The sequence below is a fragment of the Variovorax boronicumulans NBRC 103145 genome (genome assembly GCF_001591345.1).
Lineage (GTDB): Bacteria > Pseudomonadota > Gammaproteobacteria > Burkholderiales > Burkholderiaceae_C > Variovorax > Variovorax boronicumulans.
This window is the reverse complement of sequence record NZ_BCUS01000013.1, coordinates 52479-70319: the sequence shown is the minus strand read 5'-3', so window position 1 is coordinate 70319 and position 17841 is coordinate 52479. Positions and strand designations below refer to the sequence as shown.

At 69.2% G+C, this 17841-nt stretch carries 17 protein-coding genes; 12 read left to right on the top strand and 5 right to left on the bottom strand.

Going from position 1 to position 17841, the window contains the following annotated elements:
* Window positions 1–482: 482 nt before the first annotated feature.
* Together VBO01S_RS06210 and VBO01S_RS06205 are read left to right on the top strand one after the other, a co-directional pair.
* The gene (locus tag VBO01S_RS06210; protein ID WP_062472018.1) at window positions 483–881 is read left to right on the top strand and encodes a hypothetical protein; all 399 of its coding nucleotides are present in this window, start codon (window positions 483–485) and stop codon (window positions 879–881) included.
* A 142-nt stretch (window positions 882–1023) separates the two neighbouring features.
* Window positions 1024–1704 (top strand): GNAT family N-acetyltransferase, encoded by a 681-nt coding sequence (locus VBO01S_RS06205; protein ID WP_062472016.1) that lies wholly within the window; start codon window positions 1024–1026, stop codon window positions 1702–1704.
* A 24-nt stretch (window positions 1705–1728) separates the two neighbouring features.
* Here the strand turns inward: VBO01S_RS06205 and VBO01S_RS06200 are convergent, their stop codons facing one another.
* Both VBO01S_RS06200 and VBO01S_RS06195 read right to left on the bottom strand, forming a co-directional pair.
* The gene (locus VBO01S_RS06200; protein ID WP_062472014.1) at window positions 1729–2133 is read right to left on the bottom strand and encodes an OsmC family protein; all 405 of its coding nucleotides are present in this window, start codon (window positions 2131–2133) and stop codon (window positions 1729–1731) included.
* Between the two features lie 38 nt (window positions 2134–2171).
* Window positions 2172–3101, bottom strand: a complete 930-nt coding sequence (locus VBO01S_RS06195; protein ID WP_062472012.1) for a LysR family transcriptional regulator — start codon at window positions 3099–3101, stop codon at window positions 2172–2174.
* A 186-nt stretch (window positions 3102–3287) separates the two neighbouring features.
* Here VBO01S_RS06195 and VBO01S_RS06190 point away from each other — a divergent pair, with 186 nt between their 5' ends.
* The 7 genes from VBO01S_RS06190 (at window position 3288) to VBO01S_RS06160 (ending at window position 10889) form a co-directional block, all read left to right on the top strand.
* Entirely contained in the window at window positions 3288–3824 is a 537-nt protein-coding gene (locus tag VBO01S_RS06190; protein ID WP_062472009.1) for a cupin domain-containing protein, read from the top strand.
* Between the two features lie 61 nt (window positions 3825–3885).
* A complete protein-coding gene (locus VBO01S_RS06185) occupies window positions 3886–4920 on the top strand; it encodes a tripartite tricarboxylate transporter substrate binding protein (RefSeq protein WP_062472007.1) in 1035 nt (344 codons plus the stop codon).
* A gap of 93 nt (window positions 4921–5013) precedes the next feature.
* Window positions 5014–5934, top strand: a complete 921-nt coding sequence (locus VBO01S_RS06180; RefSeq protein WP_062472004.1) for a dioxygenase family protein — start codon at window positions 5014–5016, stop codon at window positions 5932–5934.
* Between the two features lie 51 nt (window positions 5935–5985).
* Window positions 5986–6975 (top strand): quinone oxidoreductase family protein, encoded by a 990-nt coding sequence (locus tag VBO01S_RS06175; protein ID WP_062471989.1) that lies wholly within the window; start codon window positions 5986–5988, stop codon window positions 6973–6975.
* Between the two features lie 85 nt (window positions 6976–7060).
* Window positions 7061–8047, top strand: coding sequence for a Bug family tripartite tricarboxylate transporter substrate binding protein (locus VBO01S_RS06170; RefSeq protein WP_062471986.1), 987 nt, complete (start codon window positions 7061–7063; stop codon window positions 8045–8047).
* A gap of 34 nt (window positions 8048–8081) precedes the next feature.
* Window positions 8082–9104 carry a porin gene (locus VBO01S_RS06165; RefSeq protein WP_062471983.1) on the top strand — a complete coding sequence of 341 codons (1023 nt, stop codon included), beginning with the start codon at window positions 8082–8084 and terminating at the stop codon, window positions 9102–9104.
* A 9-nt stretch (window positions 9105–9113) separates the two neighbouring features.
* Window positions 9114–10889, top strand: a complete 1776-nt coding sequence (locus VBO01S_RS06160; protein WP_082818007.1) for an amidohydrolase — start codon at window positions 9114–9116, stop codon at window positions 10887–10889.
* A gap of 34 nt (window positions 10890–10923) precedes the next feature.
* On the opposite strand, the gene VBO01S_RS06155 is transcribed toward VBO01S_RS06160, so the two are convergent.
* The 3 genes from VBO01S_RS06155 to VBO01S_RS06145 all read right to left on the bottom strand — a co-directional run bounded on the left by VBO01S_RS06155 (window position 10924) and on the right by VBO01S_RS06145 (window position 14387).
* Window positions 10924–11805, bottom strand: a complete 882-nt coding sequence (locus VBO01S_RS06155; RefSeq protein ID WP_255221058.1) for a tripartite tricarboxylate transporter substrate binding protein — start codon at window positions 11803–11805, stop codon at window positions 10924–10926.
* On the bottom strand, window positions 11729–13357 hold the full coding sequence (locus tag VBO01S_RS06150) for an amidohydrolase family protein (protein ID WP_255221057.1): 1629 nt from the start codon (window positions 13355–13357) through the stop codon (window positions 11729–11731). Before VBO01S_RS06150 ends, VBO01S_RS06155 begins: the two co-directional genes overlap by 77 nt.
* Before the next feature lie 100 nt (window positions 13358–13457).
* Window positions 13458–14387, bottom strand: a complete 930-nt coding sequence (locus tag VBO01S_RS06145) for a LysR family transcriptional regulator (RefSeq protein WP_062471976.1) — start codon at window positions 14385–14387, stop codon at window positions 13458–13460.
* Between the two features lie 100 nt (window positions 14388–14487).
* On the opposite strand from VBO01S_RS06145, the gene VBO01S_RS06140 reads away from it, so the two are divergent.
* From VBO01S_RS06140 to VBO01S_RS06130, 3 genes are all read left to right on the top strand, one after another.
* The gene (locus VBO01S_RS06140) at window positions 14488–16065 is read left to right on the top strand and encodes an amidohydrolase family protein (protein WP_235926464.1); all 1578 of its coding nucleotides are present in this window, start codon (window positions 14488–14490) and stop codon (window positions 16063–16065) included.
* Window positions 16066–16222: 157 nt separating this feature from the next.
* Entirely contained in the window at window positions 16223–17428 is a 1206-nt protein-coding gene (locus tag VBO01S_RS06135) for a porin (RefSeq protein ID WP_062471973.1), read from the top strand.
* 168 nt (window positions 17429–17596) lie between these two features.
* The gene (locus VBO01S_RS06130) at window positions 17597–17806 is read left to right on the top strand and encodes a hypothetical protein (RefSeq protein WP_062471970.1); all 210 of its coding nucleotides are present in this window, start codon (window positions 17597–17599) and stop codon (window positions 17804–17806) included.
* The last annotated feature ends 35 nt before the right edge of the window (window positions 17807–17841 follow it).

Below are 17841 nucleotides of genomic sequence, written 5' to 3'. Positions count from 1 at the left end.
CCCGTCCGGCCATGTCCTGCCGGCTGCCGCGCGCTGCGAGGAGCGGGTCTGCGGCACGGGGTTGTAACCATGTGCGTGACCGCTGAAGAGGCACCGCAGGCCGCTCGGTCGACGCCGGAAATGGACCGCAGCGCGCCTTCAGGAAACTTCACGCGGCCTCGTCGCTTCGATGTAATTCGAAAGAATCAACAACATCCGCTTGCAGATGCGAGGCCGGTCGAGCACCCGGTTCGGCGGGCCATCACGCCCCCTGCGTACGCCCGCGCAGCTTCGACTGCTTAACCCGGCAATATTTAACGATTCAAGATAATTGTTACGTTTTTGGAGCATCTGCAGCCCCCCGATTCCTGCCTTCGCGGGGGTCTGTTGCACAGGGCGCGGTGATACTGTTCCGGCCCCGAATCTTGCGTTCCTGGTGTGCGCACTGCGCGCCGGAGGACACGAGGCGTGGCACATCATCCAACTCGCTCATGTAAGAAAAAATGAACAAACTGCTCGCACTCATCTTCGTGGCTGCCGCCATCACCGCTTGCTCGAAGCAAGAGTCCACGCCCGCAGCGCCGGCCGCTCCCGCAGCACCTGCTGCCACCGCACCGGCCACGCCGGCACCCGCACCGGCCGCCAGCGCACCGGCTGCTGCCGCGCCTGCAGCCACCACGACGGCATCGGCCGACGTGCCCAAGGAATGCCAGGAGTACCTGGACAAGGTGAGCGCCTGCGTGGGCAAGCAAAGCGGCGCCGCCGCCGACGCGCTCAAGGGCAGCCTCGAGCAGACCAAGGCCACCTGGGCCAGCTACGGCGCCAACGCCGCCCAACTCGGCGCTGCCTGCAAGGCCGCTTCCGACGCCTTCGCCGCACAAGCCACGGCCATGAAGTGCTGATGCACTGAGTCGCTGACGCCGGCGAGGTTGCCCTCGCCGTGCGACGCGACACACACCTCCTCGTCCCCCGACGAGGAGGCGCCGCCCCCACCACAACGGTCGGCGCAAAACGGTCCCTGTCAGGCCGAAAGAATCCAGTCCCATGACAGACCTCCTCACCAACCTCACCTGGCACGCCCTTTCGGGCCCGCATGCGTCTTTTGCCGCCGGCACATCGACCGCACGCCGCTACGCCACAGGCTTCTCCCCCATCGTCGGCTTTGCCGACGCATTGCACCCCGACCTCGACGCGCTGCTGCCCTACTGCACGCCGGACGAGCACTTCTATGCCATCGGCTGGTCGGGCCCCGCGCCGTCCACCTGGCAGGTCGACATGGAGTCAGTCATCGTGAAGATGATCTGGGACGCGCCTGCGCCCGTGGCCGACACGCTTCCTGATGTCGTTCGGCTGGGTGCGACAGATGTAGAACAAGTGCTGGCCCTGGCCGACCTCACCCGCCCCGGCCCCTTCTCCACGCGCACCATCGAACTCGGCGAGTACGTCGGCTGCTTCGACGCCGACGGCCGTCTCGTGGCGATGGCCGGCGAACGCATGGCCGCCAGCACGCTGCGCGAGATCAGCGGTGTCTGCACGCACCCCGATGCGCAGGGCAAGGGCTATGCGAAGCGGCTCGTCACGCGCTTGGTGGCGCAGCAGATGCAGCGTGGCGAAGTGCCGGTGCTGCATGTGATGCAGGGCAACGCGGGCGCGCGACGCATCTATGAGCGCATGGGCTTCCGCGTGCACAGCGAACCGGTCGTTCGCGTGATCTCGCGGCGCTGAACAGCGCCGCGCCTGCGGCCTGGATCAGGCCGCCGCCACCCCACGCTCGCTCGTGATCTCGGCACCTTCTCGCATGGTCTTCGTGACCGGCGTGTTGGCCACCACCTCGAGCAGCCGGCTCCACTGCGCATCGGTGAGCGGTGCGCTGGCGTGCAGCACGCGGTGGATGTGCGCCTTGCCGTCCGCGTCTTTCGTGAAGCTCAGTTCGGCCTTGAACTCGCCCAGCTCCCAGCCCTTGCGCTGGGCGTACATCCGCAGCGTGATCGCGGTGCAGGCGGACAGCGCGGCCAGGTAGTAGTCGTAGGGCGCCGGCCCCGCGCCCTGCCCGCCCAGCGACGCCGGCTCGTCCGCCACGAGCTGGAACTTGCCGACTTGGATGCGGTGGTTGAAATTGACGTCGGTGGAGACGATCGTTGCGGTGTGGCTCATGGGTGTGCTCCTGTTGGCGATGAAGCATTCTGGCGCGCTCAGCGATCGAGCACCGCGTGCGGCCAGCGTCCCGCGTCCACGCGCTCCTGCACCACGGCGCGCAGGATGTCGATGAGCACTTCGGTCGCGCGTGACGGCGGCCGGTCGGAAGCGCGGGCCAGCACGCGGCGCAGCCGCAGCCCCTCGATGGGAATCGCGACCAGCCGGCCGGCCTCGATCTCGTCCTGCACGACCGCTGCGAAGTGGACCGTGAGACCCAGGCCCTCTTCCACCAGGCGGGCCGCCACGCTCAGGGTCTCGACCTCGACCACCGGGTTCAACACCACGCCCGCGCGTGCCGCCGCGGCCTCCAGCTCGAGCCGCACACCCGACTTGGACACGCCCGTCATCACCAGCGGCAGGCCTGCCAGCCGGGGCAGCTTGATCTTCGTCATGCGCATCAGCCGCGTGTCGTCGGTGCGGCCGATGAGGCACAGCGATTCGGTCATGAGCGGCGTGGCCAGCACGTTGGCCAGCTGCATCGGGCCGTTGAGGATCGCGACATCGACCGCCCCCTGCTCCAGCATGCCCAGCAGCGATTGCGAGAAGCCTTCGACGATGCGCAGCCGCACATCGGGGAACTGCTCGCGCACCGCGCGCGCCAGCGGCACCGCAAGCAGCAGCGCGAGCGCGGGCGACAGGCCGATGGCCACGGGCCCGCGCGGGTCGCGCTGGCGGGCCGTCATGTCCTGCTTCATCTGCTCGGCATAGCGCAGCAGGAACGACGCGCGCTCCATGAGGAACACGGCCTCCTCGGTCGGAGTCGCGCCGCGCGCGTGGCGCTCGAACAGGCGCACGCCCAGCTCTTCCTCGAGCAGGCGGATCTGCCGGCTCAGCGCCGGCTGCGCCACATGCAGCACGGCGGAGGCGCGGCCGTAGTGCTGCTGCGTGGCGAGCACCACGAAATACCGAAGCTGTCTGAGGTCCATGCAGGGGTTCCAGATCGTTGCCGCAAGAGCGGCCGATGGTCACCGGGCGCCTCATACCGAAATGTTATCGAATCGCTAGAAAAATGGTAATGGACGCATGAAAGACCGTTGCCTACAGTGGGCCTCGCAGAACGTAAACCGCTGCTTTTTCGACGAATCCGAACCTCATCGCATCAAGGAATAGACATGGACCCCACCCTCCAGGAAATGGAATCCACCCGCATCGCCCGCTGGGGCAAGGTCGCGCCCTACGGCGAGACCTTCATCGAGAGTCGGCTGCCGGGGATGAAGAAAAACATCTACAAGATCATGAACCGCGGCGTCCTGGAGAACAAAGGCGTTCAGCCGGCAATTCCAGGCAACCACCGCTTCGGCGTGACCTTCATCGAAATCCCGGTTGGCCAGGGCGCCAGCCTTCACGCACACAAGACCGAGGAAGTCTTCTGTCCGCTGAACGGGCAGATGGAGGTCATCTGGGGCGAGAAGGGCCAGTACTCCGTGATGCTCAACCAGTGGGACGTGATCTCGTGCCCCATCGGCGTGATGCGCGGTTTCCGCAATCCGAACGATCACGCGCTGGTGGTGTATTCGGTCGTCGGTGGAACCGACGAAGAATGCGGGCGCATCGCCTGGCACGAGGATGTCGTCAGGGCTGCAGAGGCCACCGGCCTGGTCTACGGAACCGACGGCTACATCAAGGAGACGGCGCCAGAAAGCAAGTAGTCGCCGCGCCGACCGCGCGAACTGGGCAAGGCTCATAGGCACCACCCGAGGAGACAAAAAAATGACAATCCCCCACGACATCCAGGCGTCACGCCGCATACCGACATGCGGCGTGGCGCACGGCATGAACCGGCGACACGCCCTCGCCGCGACGCTCGCGGCGCTGGGCGCCGGCCTTGTCCGCGCCCAGCCGGCCTGGAGCCCCAAGGGCCCCGTGCGCATCGTCGTTCCCTTCGCCGCCGGCGGCACCTCGGACATCATCGCGCGCATCGTGGGCGTGCGGCTCGCACAAGCGCTGGGCCAGCCCGTGCTCGTCGACAACCGCGTGGGCGCCGGCGGCAACATCGGCATCGCCTCGGTAGCGCGCGCCGCGCCCGACGGCCAGACGCTGCTGCTGGTGTCGTCCGCCTTTGTGACCAACCCGGCCCTGTTCGCCGACAAGCCCCCTTACGACCCGCTGCGCCAGTTCGCGCCGGTGTCGCTCGCCGTCAGTTCACCCGACGTGATCGTGGTGCCGGCCGCGAGCCCGCTCACCAGCCTGTCGGCGCTGATCGACGCCGCCAAGCGCCGGCCGGGCGCGCTCACCTACTCGACACCCGGCAAGGGCAACAGCGTGCACCTGGGTGGCGAGCTGCTCTGGCAGCGCGCCGGCATCGAGCTGCTGCACGTGCCCTACAACGGCGCAGCCCCGGCCGTGCAGGCGGTGCTCGGCGGACAGGTCGATTGCGCACTGACCGCACTGCCGGCCGCCAAGGCCCACATCGCGGCGGGCACGTTGCGGGTGCTGGCCGTCGGCAGCCGCGCGCGCTGGGCCGAACTGCCGCAGGTGCCGACGGTGGCGGAGTCGGGCTTTGCCGGCTACCGCTCCGAGACCATGCAGGCGCTGTTCGCGCCGGCGGGCACGCCTATCGCCGCCATCGAGCGCCTGCACACCGAGGTGCGGCGCATCCTGGCGCTCGATGAGGTGCAGCGCCAGACGCGCGAGCTCGGCTTCGAGACGGTCGCGAGCCTGCCTGCCGACCTCGCCGCGCGCGTCGCCGAAGACGTGCCGCGCTGGACCGCCGTCGCCACCCGCGCGCGCATCCGCGCCGACTAACCGGCCCCACGCCCCCTTCAGCCCCCGCGGTGCGTCGATGCGTGCCGGGCGGCGCCGTGCCGATTTCGTTTTCTTCACTCTCCAGGACTTCCCATGATTTCTGTCGCCGAGACCCCCACGGACACCGAGGCACCGACCGCCCAGCGCTCGATTCCCGCCAACGCCCAGGCGCTGCTGCAGGCCGTGCTGGACGCCAACCAGGGCACGCACGACGCGCGCACCCGCACCGTGCTCGACGCGATGATCCGTCACCTGCACGCCTTCGCCTCGGAAGTGACGCTGACCTATGAAGAGCTCTTCAAGGGCCTGGACTTCATGGTGCGCATAGGCCAGGCCACGGGCCCGCGCAAGCACGAAGGCATCCTGCTCGCCGACATCCTCGGCCTGGCCACGCTGGTGCTGCTGATGGACGCCAAGGCCGTGCTCGCCGCGGGCGGCACCGAGCCGGCGCTCATCGGCCCCTTCTGGCGCGCGAACCAGCCGGTGCGGCCCAACGGCGTGCGCATTGCGACCGACGACACCGCAGGCGAGACGCTGCACGTGAAAGGCCGCGTGCTGTCGCTGGACGGCACGCCCATTGCCGGTGCCCGTATCGAGACCTGGCAGGCGGCGCCCAGTGGCTTGTATGAGAACCAGGACCCCGAGCAGGAAGACATGAACCTGCGCGCCGTCTTCGAGACCGACGCCGACGGCCGCTTCTGGTTCGAGAGCGTGCAGCCCTCGGGCTACGGCGTGCCCACCGACGGCCCCTGCGGCGAACTGCTCGCGCTGCAGAACCGCAGCCACATGCGACCGGCGCACCTGCACTTCATTGCCATCGCGCCGGGGCACAAGGTGCTGACGACGCAGATCTTCGATGCGCGCGATCCGTACGCCTACAGCGACGCGGCCTTCGGCGCGGTCGGCTCGCTGCTGCGCGATTTCGAACCCGACAGCGCGGGCCACTTCCACCTCGACTTCGAGCTGCGGCTGGAGCCCGGCGAAACGCGCCTGCCCACGCCGCCGCTGCCCTGAACACACACACGCACTCCCTTCTCTTCACTTCGCACCACGAGACATCGCACCATGAGCACACCACCGCGCGCCCTTCGCCTCAGCGCCAAGGCCCCGAGCCCCGAGGCACTGAACCCCGACCTGGTCGACATCGCACAGCCCGAGACACCGGCCGGCTGCGCCATCGTCGAAGTCCTCGCCGCGGCGATCAACCCGAGCGACGTCAAAGCGGCGCTGGGCATGATGCCGTACGCCATCTGGCCCCGCACGCCGGGCCGCGACTACGCCGGGCGTGTCGTCGCCGGCCCGTCGGAATGGATCGGCCGCGCCGTCTGGGGCACCGGCGGCGACCTCGGCATCACGCGCGACGGCACGCATGCGCGCTACCTCGTGCTGCCCGTGGCGGCGCTCGTCGCCAAGCCCGAACGCATCGCGATGGCCTCGGCGGCCACGGTGGGCGTGCCTTTCGTGACGGCGTACGAAGGGCTGCGCCGCGCCCACCTCGCAGGCCCCGGCCAGACCGTGCTGGTGCTGGGCTCGAACGGCAAGGTCGGCCAGGCCACCGTGCAATTGGCCACGCGTGCCGGCGCGCGCGTGATCGGCGTCGAACGCGGCGCCACGCGGTACACGGGCCACGCGAGCGCGCCGGTCGAGGTGATCGACGGCACGCGCGACGACATCGCGCAGACCGTGCTGTCGATGACGGATGGCAAAGGCGTGGACATCGCCTACAACACCGTCGGCTCGCCCTACTTCGCGGCGGCGCTCGGCGCACTCAAGGTGGGGGGCACGCAGATCCTGATCTCCACGCCCGACCGCAACGTGCCCTTCGACATCATGGCGTTCTACCGCCGCGACCTGCACATGCTCGGCGTCGACAGCCTGAAGCTCACGGCCAGCCAGTGCGCGGATGTGTTTCGCACGCTGCTGCCCGGTTTCGAGGACGGCAGCCTGCAGGGCTTCGGCGTGAACGACGGCTCGGTGCTGCCGCTGGACCGCGCGCGCCAGGCCTACCTGCAGGTGCTCGAAGGCTCGATGGAGCGGCTGGTCCTGGCGCCCTGAGCGCCCCCGGGGCGCCCTGCCCCGCGCATCACTTCGGGGCCTGCCCACAGGCAGGCCCTTCCCCACGCACAACAAGGAGACAACGATGGACATCCATCGCAGGACATTGCTTCGCCTCACGGCAGCCGCAGGCGGCATCGCCACCCTTCCCGCCACGCTCTTCGCGCAGCCCGCCTACCCGAGCCAGCCCGTGAAGCTGGTCATTCCCTTCACCGCCGGATCGACCACCGACGTGGTCGGCCGCATCGTCGGCGAACGGCTGCAGCAGTCCCTCGGCCAGCCCTGCGTGGTCGACAACCGCCCCGGCGCGGGCGGCACGCTGGGCGCCAGCGCGGTGGTCAATGCCGCGGCCGACGGCCACACGGTGCTCATCCACTCGACCGGCCACGTGGCCAACGCCGCGCTCTACCCCGGGCTCAAGTACGACACTCTGAACGACTTCACGCCGGTCACCATGCTGGCGTCGATGCCCAATGTGCTGGTCGTTCCGCCGGACCGCGGCTTCACCTCGCTGCAGGACCTCGTGCGCAAGGTGAAGGCCGGCCCGCAGAAGTTCGTGTATGGCTCTTCGGGCAGTGGCAGCGCCTCGCACATCGCAGGCGAGAAATTTCGCATCGCGACCGGCATCGAGGTCGCGCACATCCCGTACCGCGGCACGCCGCAGGCGCTCACCGACCTCATGGGCGGGCGGCTCGACTGGTTCCTGGCGCCGCTGGCGCTGGCCGCCCCGCTGGTGCAAGGCGGCAAGCTCGCCGCGCTGGCCATCGGCGCACCGAAGCGTTCACCGCTGCTGCCGCAGGTGCCGACCACCGCCGAAAGCGGCTTCGGCGATGCGGACCACCTGTTCTGGGTCGGCATGTTCGTGGCCGCCAGGACACCGGAGCGCACCGTAGCGCACCTGCATGCCGAGACCGTGCGCGCCCTGAAGACCAGCGAGGTGCGCGCGCGCCTGGACAAGCTCGGCGCCGACGCCGCACCGATGCCGCAGCAGGCCTTCGCGCAGCAGGTGCGCGAAGAGATCGTGTCGACCACCGCGCTCATCCGCCGCGCCGGCATCCGCATCGACAGCTGATCACCCCTCGACCGCTCCGCTCCGAAAGAAAAACATGAGACAACCACACAAACTTCTGCTTGCCCTCGCGGCCGCGGGGGCGCTCAGCGCCGCGCACGGCCAATCGTCCGTGACGGTGTTCGGCAGCATCGACCTGAACTTCACCTACTCGAAGGCAGGCAACGCCTCGGCCAAAGCTATGGACCAGGGCGGCTACCTGCTGCCCAGCCGCCTGGGCTTTCGCGGCGTGGAAGACCTGGGCGGCGGACTCGCGGCCGGCTTCTGGCTCGAGACCGCCGTGCTGCCCGACACCGGCGAGACGCAGGGCGGCTTCGGCCGGCGCTCCACCGTGAGCCTGATGAGCAAGGACCTCGGCGAGCTGCGCCTGGGCCGCGACTACACGCCCACGTTCTGGAACGTGTCGAGCTTCTCGCCCTTCGGCACGGTCGGCGTGGGAGGCAGCAGCAACATCGTTGAAGGCTGGCCGCTCGGCCTGGGCCGCGCCCGCACGCAGGCTCGCGCCAGCAACTCGGCCGGCTACTTTCTGCCGCGCGGCCTCGGCGGCCTGTACGGGCAGTTCATGTTCGCAGCGGCTGAAGGCACGCAGGGCGCCGGCTACCGCGGCGGGCGGCTGGGCTACGAGTCGGGCCCGCTCAACGTGGCCGCCGCTTACGGCCAGACCGCCATCGGCGTCGACGACTACCGCACGGCGACCGTCGGCGGCAGCTACGACTTCGGCGTCGTCAAGGCCTATGCCAACTACCTGCGCCATCGGCTGGGACGCGAGCGGCAGACGAACGCGCTGATCGGCGCGTCGGTTCCCGTCGGCGCGGGGCAGATCCGCGTGTCGTTCGCGCGCTCCGAGCGCTCCGGCCCCGGCCTCGAGACCGACGGCACCGCGCGCCAGTTCGCCATCGGCTACGCGCACCACCTGAGCAAGCGCACCACGCTGTACAGCGCCTACTCGCGCATCAGCAACCGCGGCAATGCTGTCTATGTGGTGGCCGATTCGTCGCCGGCCGGTGTGCCGGGCCAGCGCTCGTCGGGCATTCAGCTCGGCGTGAACCACGCCTTCTGAACGCAGCCCATGAAACGACCGATACGACCACGGCTCGTCGCGGCCGCCGCTGCGACGCTCGCGCTGCTGTGGCTGCCTGTGGCGCAGGCTGCCGACACCCTGCTGCTCAACGGCGAGCTCCTCACGATGGACCCGGCGAAGCCCCGCGCGCAGGCGCTCGCGGTGCGCGGCAACCGCATCATCGCGGTGGGCTCGAACACCGCCATCCGCAAACTGCGCACCGCGCACACCCGCGTCATCGACCTGGGCGGCAAGACGGTGGTCCCTGGCCTCATCGATGCGCACATCCACGCCATCCGCGGCGGCCAGGGTTTCACCTTCGAGAGCTACTGGTACGAACAGACCACGCTGTCCGGCGCGCTCGACCAGCTCGCGCAAGAGGCGACGAAGCGCGGGCCCGGCCGATGGATCGCGGTGATGGGCGCGTGGCATCCGGCGCAGTTCGCCGAGCAGCGCGCGCCGACGCCGCAGGACCTGAGCACCGCACTGCCCCACAACCCGGCCTACGTGCAGTACCTGTACGACTACGCCGTCGTCAACCGCCAGGCGATCGACGTGCTGGGGCTGGACACCGGCGCCGACCTGCCGCCCGGCATCACGGTCGAACGCGATGCGCAAGGCCGAGCCACCGGCAAGCTGCTCGGCGGCATCGGCCCCTTCTCTGCGCTGTTCGCTCGCATCAGCGCGCGCCCCGAAACCGAGAACCGCGCCAGCCTGCAGGCCTTCTTCCGCGAGCTCAACCGCCTGGGCGTGACCGGCGTCGTCGACCCGGCCGCGGGCGACCACGCGATCTACAGCCCGCTGTTCTCGCTGTGGCGCGACAAGGCGCTGACTGTGCGCGTCGCCTACCGCGCATCGGCCCTCGCGCCCGGCAACGAGACCGCCTGGTTCCAGACCAGCCTGGCCTACCTGCCGCCGCTGTTCGGCGACGACATGCTGCGCTTTCTCGGCGTGGGCGAAGTGCTGGCCTTCGACATGAACGATGGCGTGCGCATGAGCGCGGGCTTCAACCCGCCGCCCTCCGCACGCGACGAGCTGGCCCGGGCCGCGCTGTTCGCGGCCGAGCGCCGCTATCCGCTGGAGATCCACGCCTACACCGAAGACGGCGCGAAAGCCATCCTCGATGTGCTCGAGAAGGTCGCGCAGACGCGTCCCTTCAAGGACCTGCGATGGGCCATCACGCACATCAACACGGGCTCCGAACAGACCTTCGAACGCATGCGCAAGCTGGGCATGGCGTACACGGTGCAGATGGGTCCGTACTTCGAGGCGCCGGCGATCCAGAAGGCCCATGGTGCCGAGGCCGCGCAGGCCTCGCCGCCCACGCGGCTGGCGCTGCAAAAGGGCCTGAGGGTGGCCGGCGGCACCGATTCCACGCGCGTCGGTGTGATCAACGTGTGGCGCGCCATCGAGTACCACGTGACGGGCCGCGCCGTCGGAGGCGCCGTGCAGCGCCGCGCCGACCTCCTGCTCACGCGCGAGGAAGCCTTGCGCCTGTACACGGCCAACGCCGCGTGGCTCACCTTCAGCGAGCCGCATCGCGGTTCGCTGACGGCCGGCAAGCTCGCGGACTTCGCGGTGCTCGACGCGCCCTTCCTCACCGTGGCGCCCGACGACATCCACCAGATCCGCTCCGTGCTGACCTTCGTCGACGGCAAGCCCGTGCACGTGGCGCAGCACCACGGCACTGCGTTGCCGCCGCGCACCGATGCGCGCGTGCTGAAGGCCGTCGGCCACCTGCACGACCACGGCGACGAAGCCGAAGGCGTGCCAGCTCGCCATTGATCGGTTGCCCTCGGAGCGCATGGCCGGCCGCGTCTCAGTTCTGCGCCGAGATCTTCTCGTCGCGGACCACCTGGGTCCAGCGCGTCACTTCCTTCGCGACGAAGGCTTGCGCCTCGGCCGGCGTGGTGGACCACGCATCGGCCGCCTGCAGCCGCAGGCCTTCAGCCACCTCGGGGCGCTTGAGCGTGACGCGCACCATCTCGGCGAGCTTCGCGACGATGGCCGGCGGCAGGTTCTTCGGCCCACCCAGGGCATACCAGGCGGTCACGTCGAAGTCGGGCAACACGGTTTCTGCAATGGTCGGCACGTCGGGGTACAGCGCGAAGCGCTGGCGCGAGGTCACGGCCAGCGGCTTGACCTTGCCGCTGTCGATGTAGGCGCTCATGCCGGCCATCGACGTGACGATGATCGGCACCTCGCCGCTCACCACCGCCAGCGCGGTGGCGCTGCCGCCGCGGTAGGGCACGTGGTTGAAGCGCACGCCCGCCCGCGACTGCAGCAGCGCCGCGGCCAGGTGCATGCCGCTGCCGTTGCCACCCGAGCCGTAGTCGATGGTGCCGGGCGCGGCCTTGGCCTTCTTCATCAGCTCCTGCACGGTGGCGAACTTCGCGTTGGGGTTGGCGATGATCGCGAACGGGCTCTGCGCCACCATCGAGATCATGGTGAAGTCGTTCACCGCGTCGTAGGGCAACGCGCCGTACAGGCTGGGCGCCGCCGCATGGCCGGAGGCCATGAGAAAGAGCGTGTAGCCGTCGGGTGCACTGCGCGCCACGTAGCGCGCGGCCATGGTGCCGCCCGCGCCCGGCTTGGCCTCGACGATGGCCGACTGCTTGAAGTGCTCATGGAACTGCGCAGCCAGCAGGCGCGCCAGGTGGTCGATGGGACCGCCCGGCGCAAAGCCGTGCACGATGCGCACCGGCCGGTTCGGCCAGCTGTCGGCGGCTTGCGCGTGCGATGCCACGGCGCCCAATTGCAGCGCGGCGAACGCGAAGAGTCTCAGTATTTTTTTCATGATGGAGTTCAGAGGATCGGGCGTGCGGCCTCAGCGCCTCAGACGAACTTGATGCTGGCGGCCCGTGCCCCCACGCGCTCTTGCGCTTCCACCAGCCGGGCCTTGAGGTTCGCCCAATCGACACCGAGCATCTTGCCGTGCCGCTTGCGTGCCTTGCCGGCGATCCACACGCTGTCGACGTCGGGCGTGCCGGCGAAGGTGACGACGCGGTCCGCGAGGCTGCCGGCCATGCCGAAGCCGATGCGGTGGTGCTCAGCAGCACGAGGTCGGCGCGCTTGCCGACGGTGATGGTGCCCGTCACGCCGCCCAGTCGCACGGCCTGCGCGCCCATCGAGGTGGCGAAGTCCAGGATGTCTTCCGACGTGTACCGGCCGACGTACCCGCGGCACTCGGGGTCGAGGTACAGACTCCAGAACGTGGCGCGGATGTGCTCGAAGTAATCACCCGTGAGCGCCAGCGAGATGTCGATGCCCATGCCCGTGGGCACGCCGGCCGCGCGTGCGCGCCCGTGCACCGACGGGCCCTTGCTCGGCGACATCACGTACGGGAACTCGCCCATCGCGGTCGCGCAGATCATGCCGCCGGTGTCGCGCAGCATCTTCAGCTCGTCCGACGTGAGCCGGTTGGCGTGGGTGGCCTGGTAGTCGGGGCCGAGCAGGCCGGCTTCGTACAGGTCGGGCATGCCCGAATCGCGGTGGCCCATCACGCCCGGGGCGTGCGGTTGCTCGGGCTTGTGGATGTGGGCCGCGAGCATCTTCACGCCCATGCCGCGCGCACGCGTCCATTCCTTGCGGATGTCCTCAATGCGGCTGCCGTTGTTGCCGCTCGGTGCCAGGCCGAGCTGCAACAGGGCCGTGCTGTCGGAGAACAGTTCCTTCTGCAGCCGTTCGGCGGTCTTCCAGTGCGACTCGTTGGTCATGGCGATGCGCTCGCCGTCGGCCTTGGCCAGCGACACGGTATCGCCCGGCTTGTACGAAGACGACACGCCGAGCTGGAACGCGAACCAGCCGGCAATGCCGGAGTCGCGCAGACCCTGCGCGGCGGCCATGGCGCGGTCTTCGCTGGGCTGGCCGTGCGCGTAGTCGAGCACGGTGGTCACGCCGGAGTCGATGGCCTGCAGGCCGCCGATCAGTTCGGCGAGGTAGTTGTCCTCGGGCGTCATCGAGACGATGGTGCGCATCTTCCACTGTTGGTAGTACGGCGCGTACTCGGCCGGGCGCGTCTTGACCAGGCGGCCCATGTCGATGATTTCCCAGACGTGGCGGTGGCCGTCGATCAGGCCCGGCATGAGCACCATGCCTTTCGCATCGATGACCTCGGCGTCGGGTGGCGCCTGCAGGTTCGGGCCGACGGCGGCAATGCGGTCGCCGTCGATCAGCAGGTCACTGCCGTGCAGGTCTCCGAGCTTAGGGTCTCGCGTCAGGATGCTGGCGTTCTTGATCAGGGTATGCGTCATGTCTCACTCGGGGTTTCAAAGGGTCCGAGGATGCTGACGTTTTCGTTTCGATCAATAAACGGCGTCCAAAGAAAGAAATGATTTCTTGGGAGGAAAAAATCTATGCCACGGCCGCGTCGTCGGCTTCGAGCTGCCACTGGCTGTCCGCGGCAAAGCTGCGCGCCACGAAGTTCACGAATTCGCGCACCTTCGGCGACGGGCGGCGCGGCTGCGGGAACACGGCGAACAGCGTGCGCGGCTCGGGCACCACGCCGGGCAGCACGGTGTGCAGGTTGCCGTCGGCGAGGTGGGCCGTCACGAGGAACGCCGGCAGCAAGCCGATCCCTGCGCCGGCCAGCAGCGCCTCGCGCAGCACCAGGCTGTTGTTGCAGCGGCAGTTGCCGCCGACGCGCACCACGCGCTCGCTCCCGCCTTCGCTGAAGCGCCACTCGTCGGGCGTCTGGCCGCGCGTGTAGATCAGGCAGTTGTGGCGCACGAGATCCGCCGGCACATCAGGCGCGCCGCGCGCTGCAAGGTAGGCCGGCGCAGCGACCAGCATGCGCGGCATCTTCGCGATGGCGCGGGTGGCACCGGTCGCGTCCTTCACATGGTCGGCGATGAACAGCGCCACGTCGACGCCCTCTTCCGCCGGGTCGACGAAGCGGTCGTTGAGCGTCATGTCGATCGTCACCTCGGGGAAGCCGGCCAGGAAATCCGCCACCGTGCGGCCCAGGTGCGCCGTGCCGAGCGACACCGGCGCGCGCACTTTCAGCAGGCCGCGCGGCGTGGTCTGCAGCTGGCCGGCGGACTTCTCGGCCTCCTCCACGTCATCGAGGATGCGCACGCACTTGTCGTAGTAGCTGCGCCCGGCGTCGGTGAGGTTGATGCGCCGCGTGGTGCGCGCCAGCAGCGGCGTGCCGATGTGGTTTTCGAGCGCCGCCACGTACTTGCTCACCGAGGCGTTGGACATGCGCATCTGCTCGGCGGCGACCGTGAAACTGCCGCGCTCGACCACCTTGCGGAACACACACATGGCCGTGAGGCGGTCCATATTCTTTCCTCTCAGGAAAACAGTTTTTTCTTCGGGCGATGTTTATTGTCAAAAATGAAAATGTCAACATCCTCGGACTCTTACAACCACGGAACGAGACATGACCCCACCCAAGATCGCCCCGCCCTCGGGCTCGGCGCCACCGGCCGGATTGACCCGCAAGGCTTTCCTCGGACTGTCGGCCGGCGCTGCCGCCGCAGCGGCCTTTGCGCCGCAGGCGATGGCGCAAACGCCGAAGCCCGCTGCGTCGCCACGCGGCCCCGCGCGACGTACGCTGATTCGCGGCGCCGACCTGCTCACGATGGACCCGCTGAACAAGGAGCTGCAGGCGACCGACGTGCTGGTCGAGAACGGCAAGATCGCCGCCATCGGCAAGCGCCTGCCCGCCGGCGATGCCGAGGTGATCGAGGCGCGCGGCATGATCCTGATGCCCGGCATGATCGACGGCCACCGCCACATGTGGCATGGCCTGGATGCAGGGCGCATCGTCAAGGCCGAACCCAATGCCTACGCCAAGGGCTACATCGGCTGGCAGCGGCGCACCATGGCCTGCATGACGCCCGAGGACAACTACCTTGCGGAACTGATCGGCGGCCTGCAGGCCATCGACGCGGGCGTGACCACCGTGCTCGACTACGCGCACGGCCAGCCCACCGAAGAAAAAGCGCTGGCCGCCGCGCGCGGCGTCAAGGACTCGGGCGTGGCCGGCTGGTTCACCTTCCAGCTCGGGCGCGCAACCGCCTTCGGACCGGGCTCGACGATCTCGACGGCCCGCGTGCATGCCGACCTCAACACGACCACCGAAACCAACTGGAAGACCGTCGAGCGCCTGCAGAAGGAGTTGTTCTCCGACAGCAACGGCCTGCTGCAGCTGGGCCTGGCGCCCTCGAACGCCACCGGCCGCCCCGTGGCCGAGGTGCGCAAGGAATGGGAACGCGCCCGCGCCACTGGCGTGAAGATGATTGCCGCGCACGTGCACAAGACGGCGCAGCCGCAGCCCGCCGGCACCATCGGGCACCGCGGCTCCGGCATCGTCGACCTGCATGAGGCGGGGCTGCTCGGGCCCGACTACCACGCGTCGCACGGCAACCGTCTCACCGACGATGAGCTCAAGATGCTGCGCGACACCGGCGGCATGCTCTGCGCCACGGTGGTCGGCGAGTTCCCCTACATGATGACGCCGCACCTCATGGCCTCCGCGCACGGCCGCGCGCGCCACGCCGGCGTGGCCACCGGCATCGGCATCGACGTGAACTCGGTGCTGCAGCAGGACTACTTCGAGCACGTGCGCTGCGCGTTCCTCAGCCTCTTTCTCGAGCCCGAGGGGCGCGAGATCGTGCGCGACTACAAATCGGAAGACACGCTCGACTTCGCCACCGCACTCGGTGCCAAAGCCGTGCGGCTGGGCAACGTCACGGGCAGCCTCACGGTCGGCAAGCGCGCCGACCTGGTGCTGCTGCGCACCGACCGCATCGGCTTCGCCATGCTGGGCAGCCTGGCCGACCGGGTGATGAACTTCGCATCGCAGGCCGACATCGACAGCGTGTGGGTCGCCGGCACCGCGCGCAAGCGGCACGGGAAGATGCTCGGCGTCGACTGGGCGAAGCTCAAGGCCCAGCAGGTGGCGGCGCAGCAGCGCATCGGGCCGCAGCAGGCCAGCATCACCTTCACGACCTAGCGCGTCGCGCAGGCCGCCCCGGCCTGCAGGCGCTGCGCAACGTTCTCGTCGCGCACGCCCTCTCCACCCCTGCTCACTGAACACCTCCGTGCAGCCCGTTCCCGGGCTGTCGTGGCGCCGCTCGTCCTGCGCCCTCCCACTTTCTGGAATCCACGCGATGAACAAATCCCTGATCGCCCTGGCCACCGTCTCCCTGGCCGGTGCCGCATCCGCCCAATCCTCGGTCACCGTCTTCGGCGTGATCGATGCGATGGTCAGCAGCTATTCGAACCGATCCGAAGACCCGCGCGGCCTCACGCCTGCCGTGACCGTGCGCCGCACCGCCCTCGGCCACTCCGGCTACAGCACCAGCCGCCTGGGCTTTCGTGGCACCGAAGACCTCGGCGGCGGCCTGGCCGCCAGCTTCTGGCTCGAAGCCCCGATCACCAACGACGACGGTGCCATGGGCATCGCGAACTTCTCGCGCCGCTCGACCGTGAGCCTCTCGGGCGGCTTCGGCGAGATCCGCCTGGGCCGCGACTTCACGCCGACCTTCTGGAACGACACGCTGTTCGACCCGATCAACACCAACGGCGCCGGCGGCAACCTGATCCTCGCGGCCAACACGGCCTTCGCGGGCAACGCGAACTACGTGCGGGCGAGCAACTCCATCGGCTACTTCCTGCCGCCGAACCTCGGCGGCTTTCACGGGCAACTGCAGTACGCGCTGCACGAGCGCGACAGCTACGACCCCGGCACCGCGACGCCACCGGGCGTGCATCCCGTCACCGGCGCGCGCAACCCCGGCGCGGTCGCGCCTTCTCGCGCAGGCCGCTACATCGGCGGGCGACTGGGCTACGCGAGCGGACCGCTGCAGCTGGCCGTGGCCTACGGTGACAGCACGGTCGCCGACAACTACTACGCAGGCAGCACCGACTCGGTGAAGACGATGAACCTCGGCGCCTCGTACCACTTCGGCAGCGTCAAGCTCTTCGGCGAGTGGTCGCGCTCGCGGCACGCGCGCGACCTGGCGCAGCCCGCGCTCGGCGGCGGCCTGCGCAAGGTGGACCTCGAGGGCTACGTCGTCGGCGTCACCGTGCCCGTCGGCGCCGGGCTGATCCGCGCCGCGTACTCGCACGTCACCTACGACCAGGACAACACCGGCGCACCGTTCGGCGCAGCGAAGAACCCGAAGGCCGGCAAGCTGGCGCTGGGCTACGTGCACAACCTGTCCAAGCGCACCGCGCTGTACGCGACCGTGGGCCACGTGCGCAACAAGAACGGCGCGGCGCTCACCACGGGCGGCCCGGCCTTCGTGCAGAGCGCGGGGCTCACGCCGAAGACCTCCACGGGCTACGACTTCGGCATCCGCCACGCGTTCTAGCAGGCCGGGGCGTCTGGGCATCGGCACCGCGGGCGCCCGAAAACATCGGTGTTAACGGGGTTGATTCAAGCGCCCATAATGCCTGCCGGGCGGCCATGCCAGGGGTCGCCAGCCACCCGGCACAAGCGGGTGCGCCGCCTTCCTGCCTGGCATCGACGGAACGACACCATGAGCGCTTTGCACATGTTTCTACCGGTCTCCGAGCCCGCGCGCAGCGAGGCGCTGGCGCTTTTCATCAAGACACACCACGTGCCCCGCCACCTCGTGAGAGGCACCTCGCGCAAGATGCCGGACGACTGCGGCCCCCCCGCGCCGGTCCACACCTCGCAGGAACAACCGCAGGCCGCATCCGCCCAGCCATCGGCCACATCGGCCTAGGGCGGGCAGACCGCAAGAAAGACAGCCCCCGCCGC

Coding starts and splice junctions, on each gene's coding strand:
- VBO01S_RS06135 (WP_062471973.1), top strand. CDS start 16,223: ATGAACAAATCCCTGATCGCCCTGGCCACCGTCTCCCTGGCCGGTGCC.
- VBO01S_RS06200 (WP_062472014.1), bottom strand. CDS start 2,133: ATGAGCCACACCGCAACGATCGTCTCCACCGACGTCAATTTCAACCAC.
- VBO01S_RS06180 (WP_062472004.1), top strand. CDS start 5,014: ATGATTTCTGTCGCCGAGACCCCCACGGACACCGAGGCACCGACCGCC.
- VBO01S_RS06165 (WP_062471983.1), top strand. CDS start 8,082: ATGAGACAACCACACAAACTTCTGCTTGCCCTCGCGGCCGCGGGGGCG.
- VBO01S_RS06185 (WP_062472007.1), top strand. CDS start 3,886: ATGACAATCCCCCACGACATCCAGGCGTCACGCCGCATACCGACATGC.
- VBO01S_RS06130 (WP_062471970.1), top strand. CDS start 17,597: ATGAGCGCTTTGCACATGTTTCTACCGGTCTCCGAGCCCGCGCGCAGC.
- VBO01S_RS06160 (WP_082818007.1), top strand. CDS start 9,114: ATGAAACGACCGATACGACCACGGCTCGTCGCGGCCGCCGCTGCGACG.
- VBO01S_RS06170 (WP_062471986.1), top strand. CDS start 7,061: ATGGACATCCATCGCAGGACATTGCTTCGCCTCACGGCAGCCGCAGGC.
- VBO01S_RS06145 (WP_062471976.1), bottom strand. CDS start 14,387: ATGGACCGCCTCACGGCCATGTGTGTGTTCCGCAAGGTGGTCGAGCGC.
- VBO01S_RS06205 (WP_062472016.1), top strand. CDS start 1,024: ATGACAGACCTCCTCACCAACCTCACCTGGCACGCCCTTTCGGGCCCG.
- VBO01S_RS06195 (WP_062472012.1), bottom strand. CDS start 3,101: ATGGACCTCAGACAGCTTCGGTATTTCGTGGTGCTCGCCACGCAGCAG.
- VBO01S_RS06175 (WP_062471989.1), top strand. CDS start 5,986: ATGAGCACACCACCGCGCGCCCTTCGCCTCAGCGCCAAGGCCCCGAGC.
- VBO01S_RS06140 (WP_235926464.1), top strand. CDS start 14,488: ATGACCCCACCCAAGATCGCCCCGCCCTCGGGCTCGGCGCCACCGGCC.
- VBO01S_RS06190 (WP_062472009.1), top strand. CDS start 3,288: ATGGACCCCACCCTCCAGGAAATGGAATCCACCCGCATCGCCCGCTGG.
- VBO01S_RS06210 (WP_062472018.1), top strand. CDS start 483: ATGAACAAACTGCTCGCACTCATCTTCGTGGCTGCCGCCATCACCGCT.
- VBO01S_RS06150 (WP_255221057.1), bottom strand. CDS start 13,357: ATGACGCATACCCTGATCAAGAACGCCAGCATCCTGACGCGAGACCCT.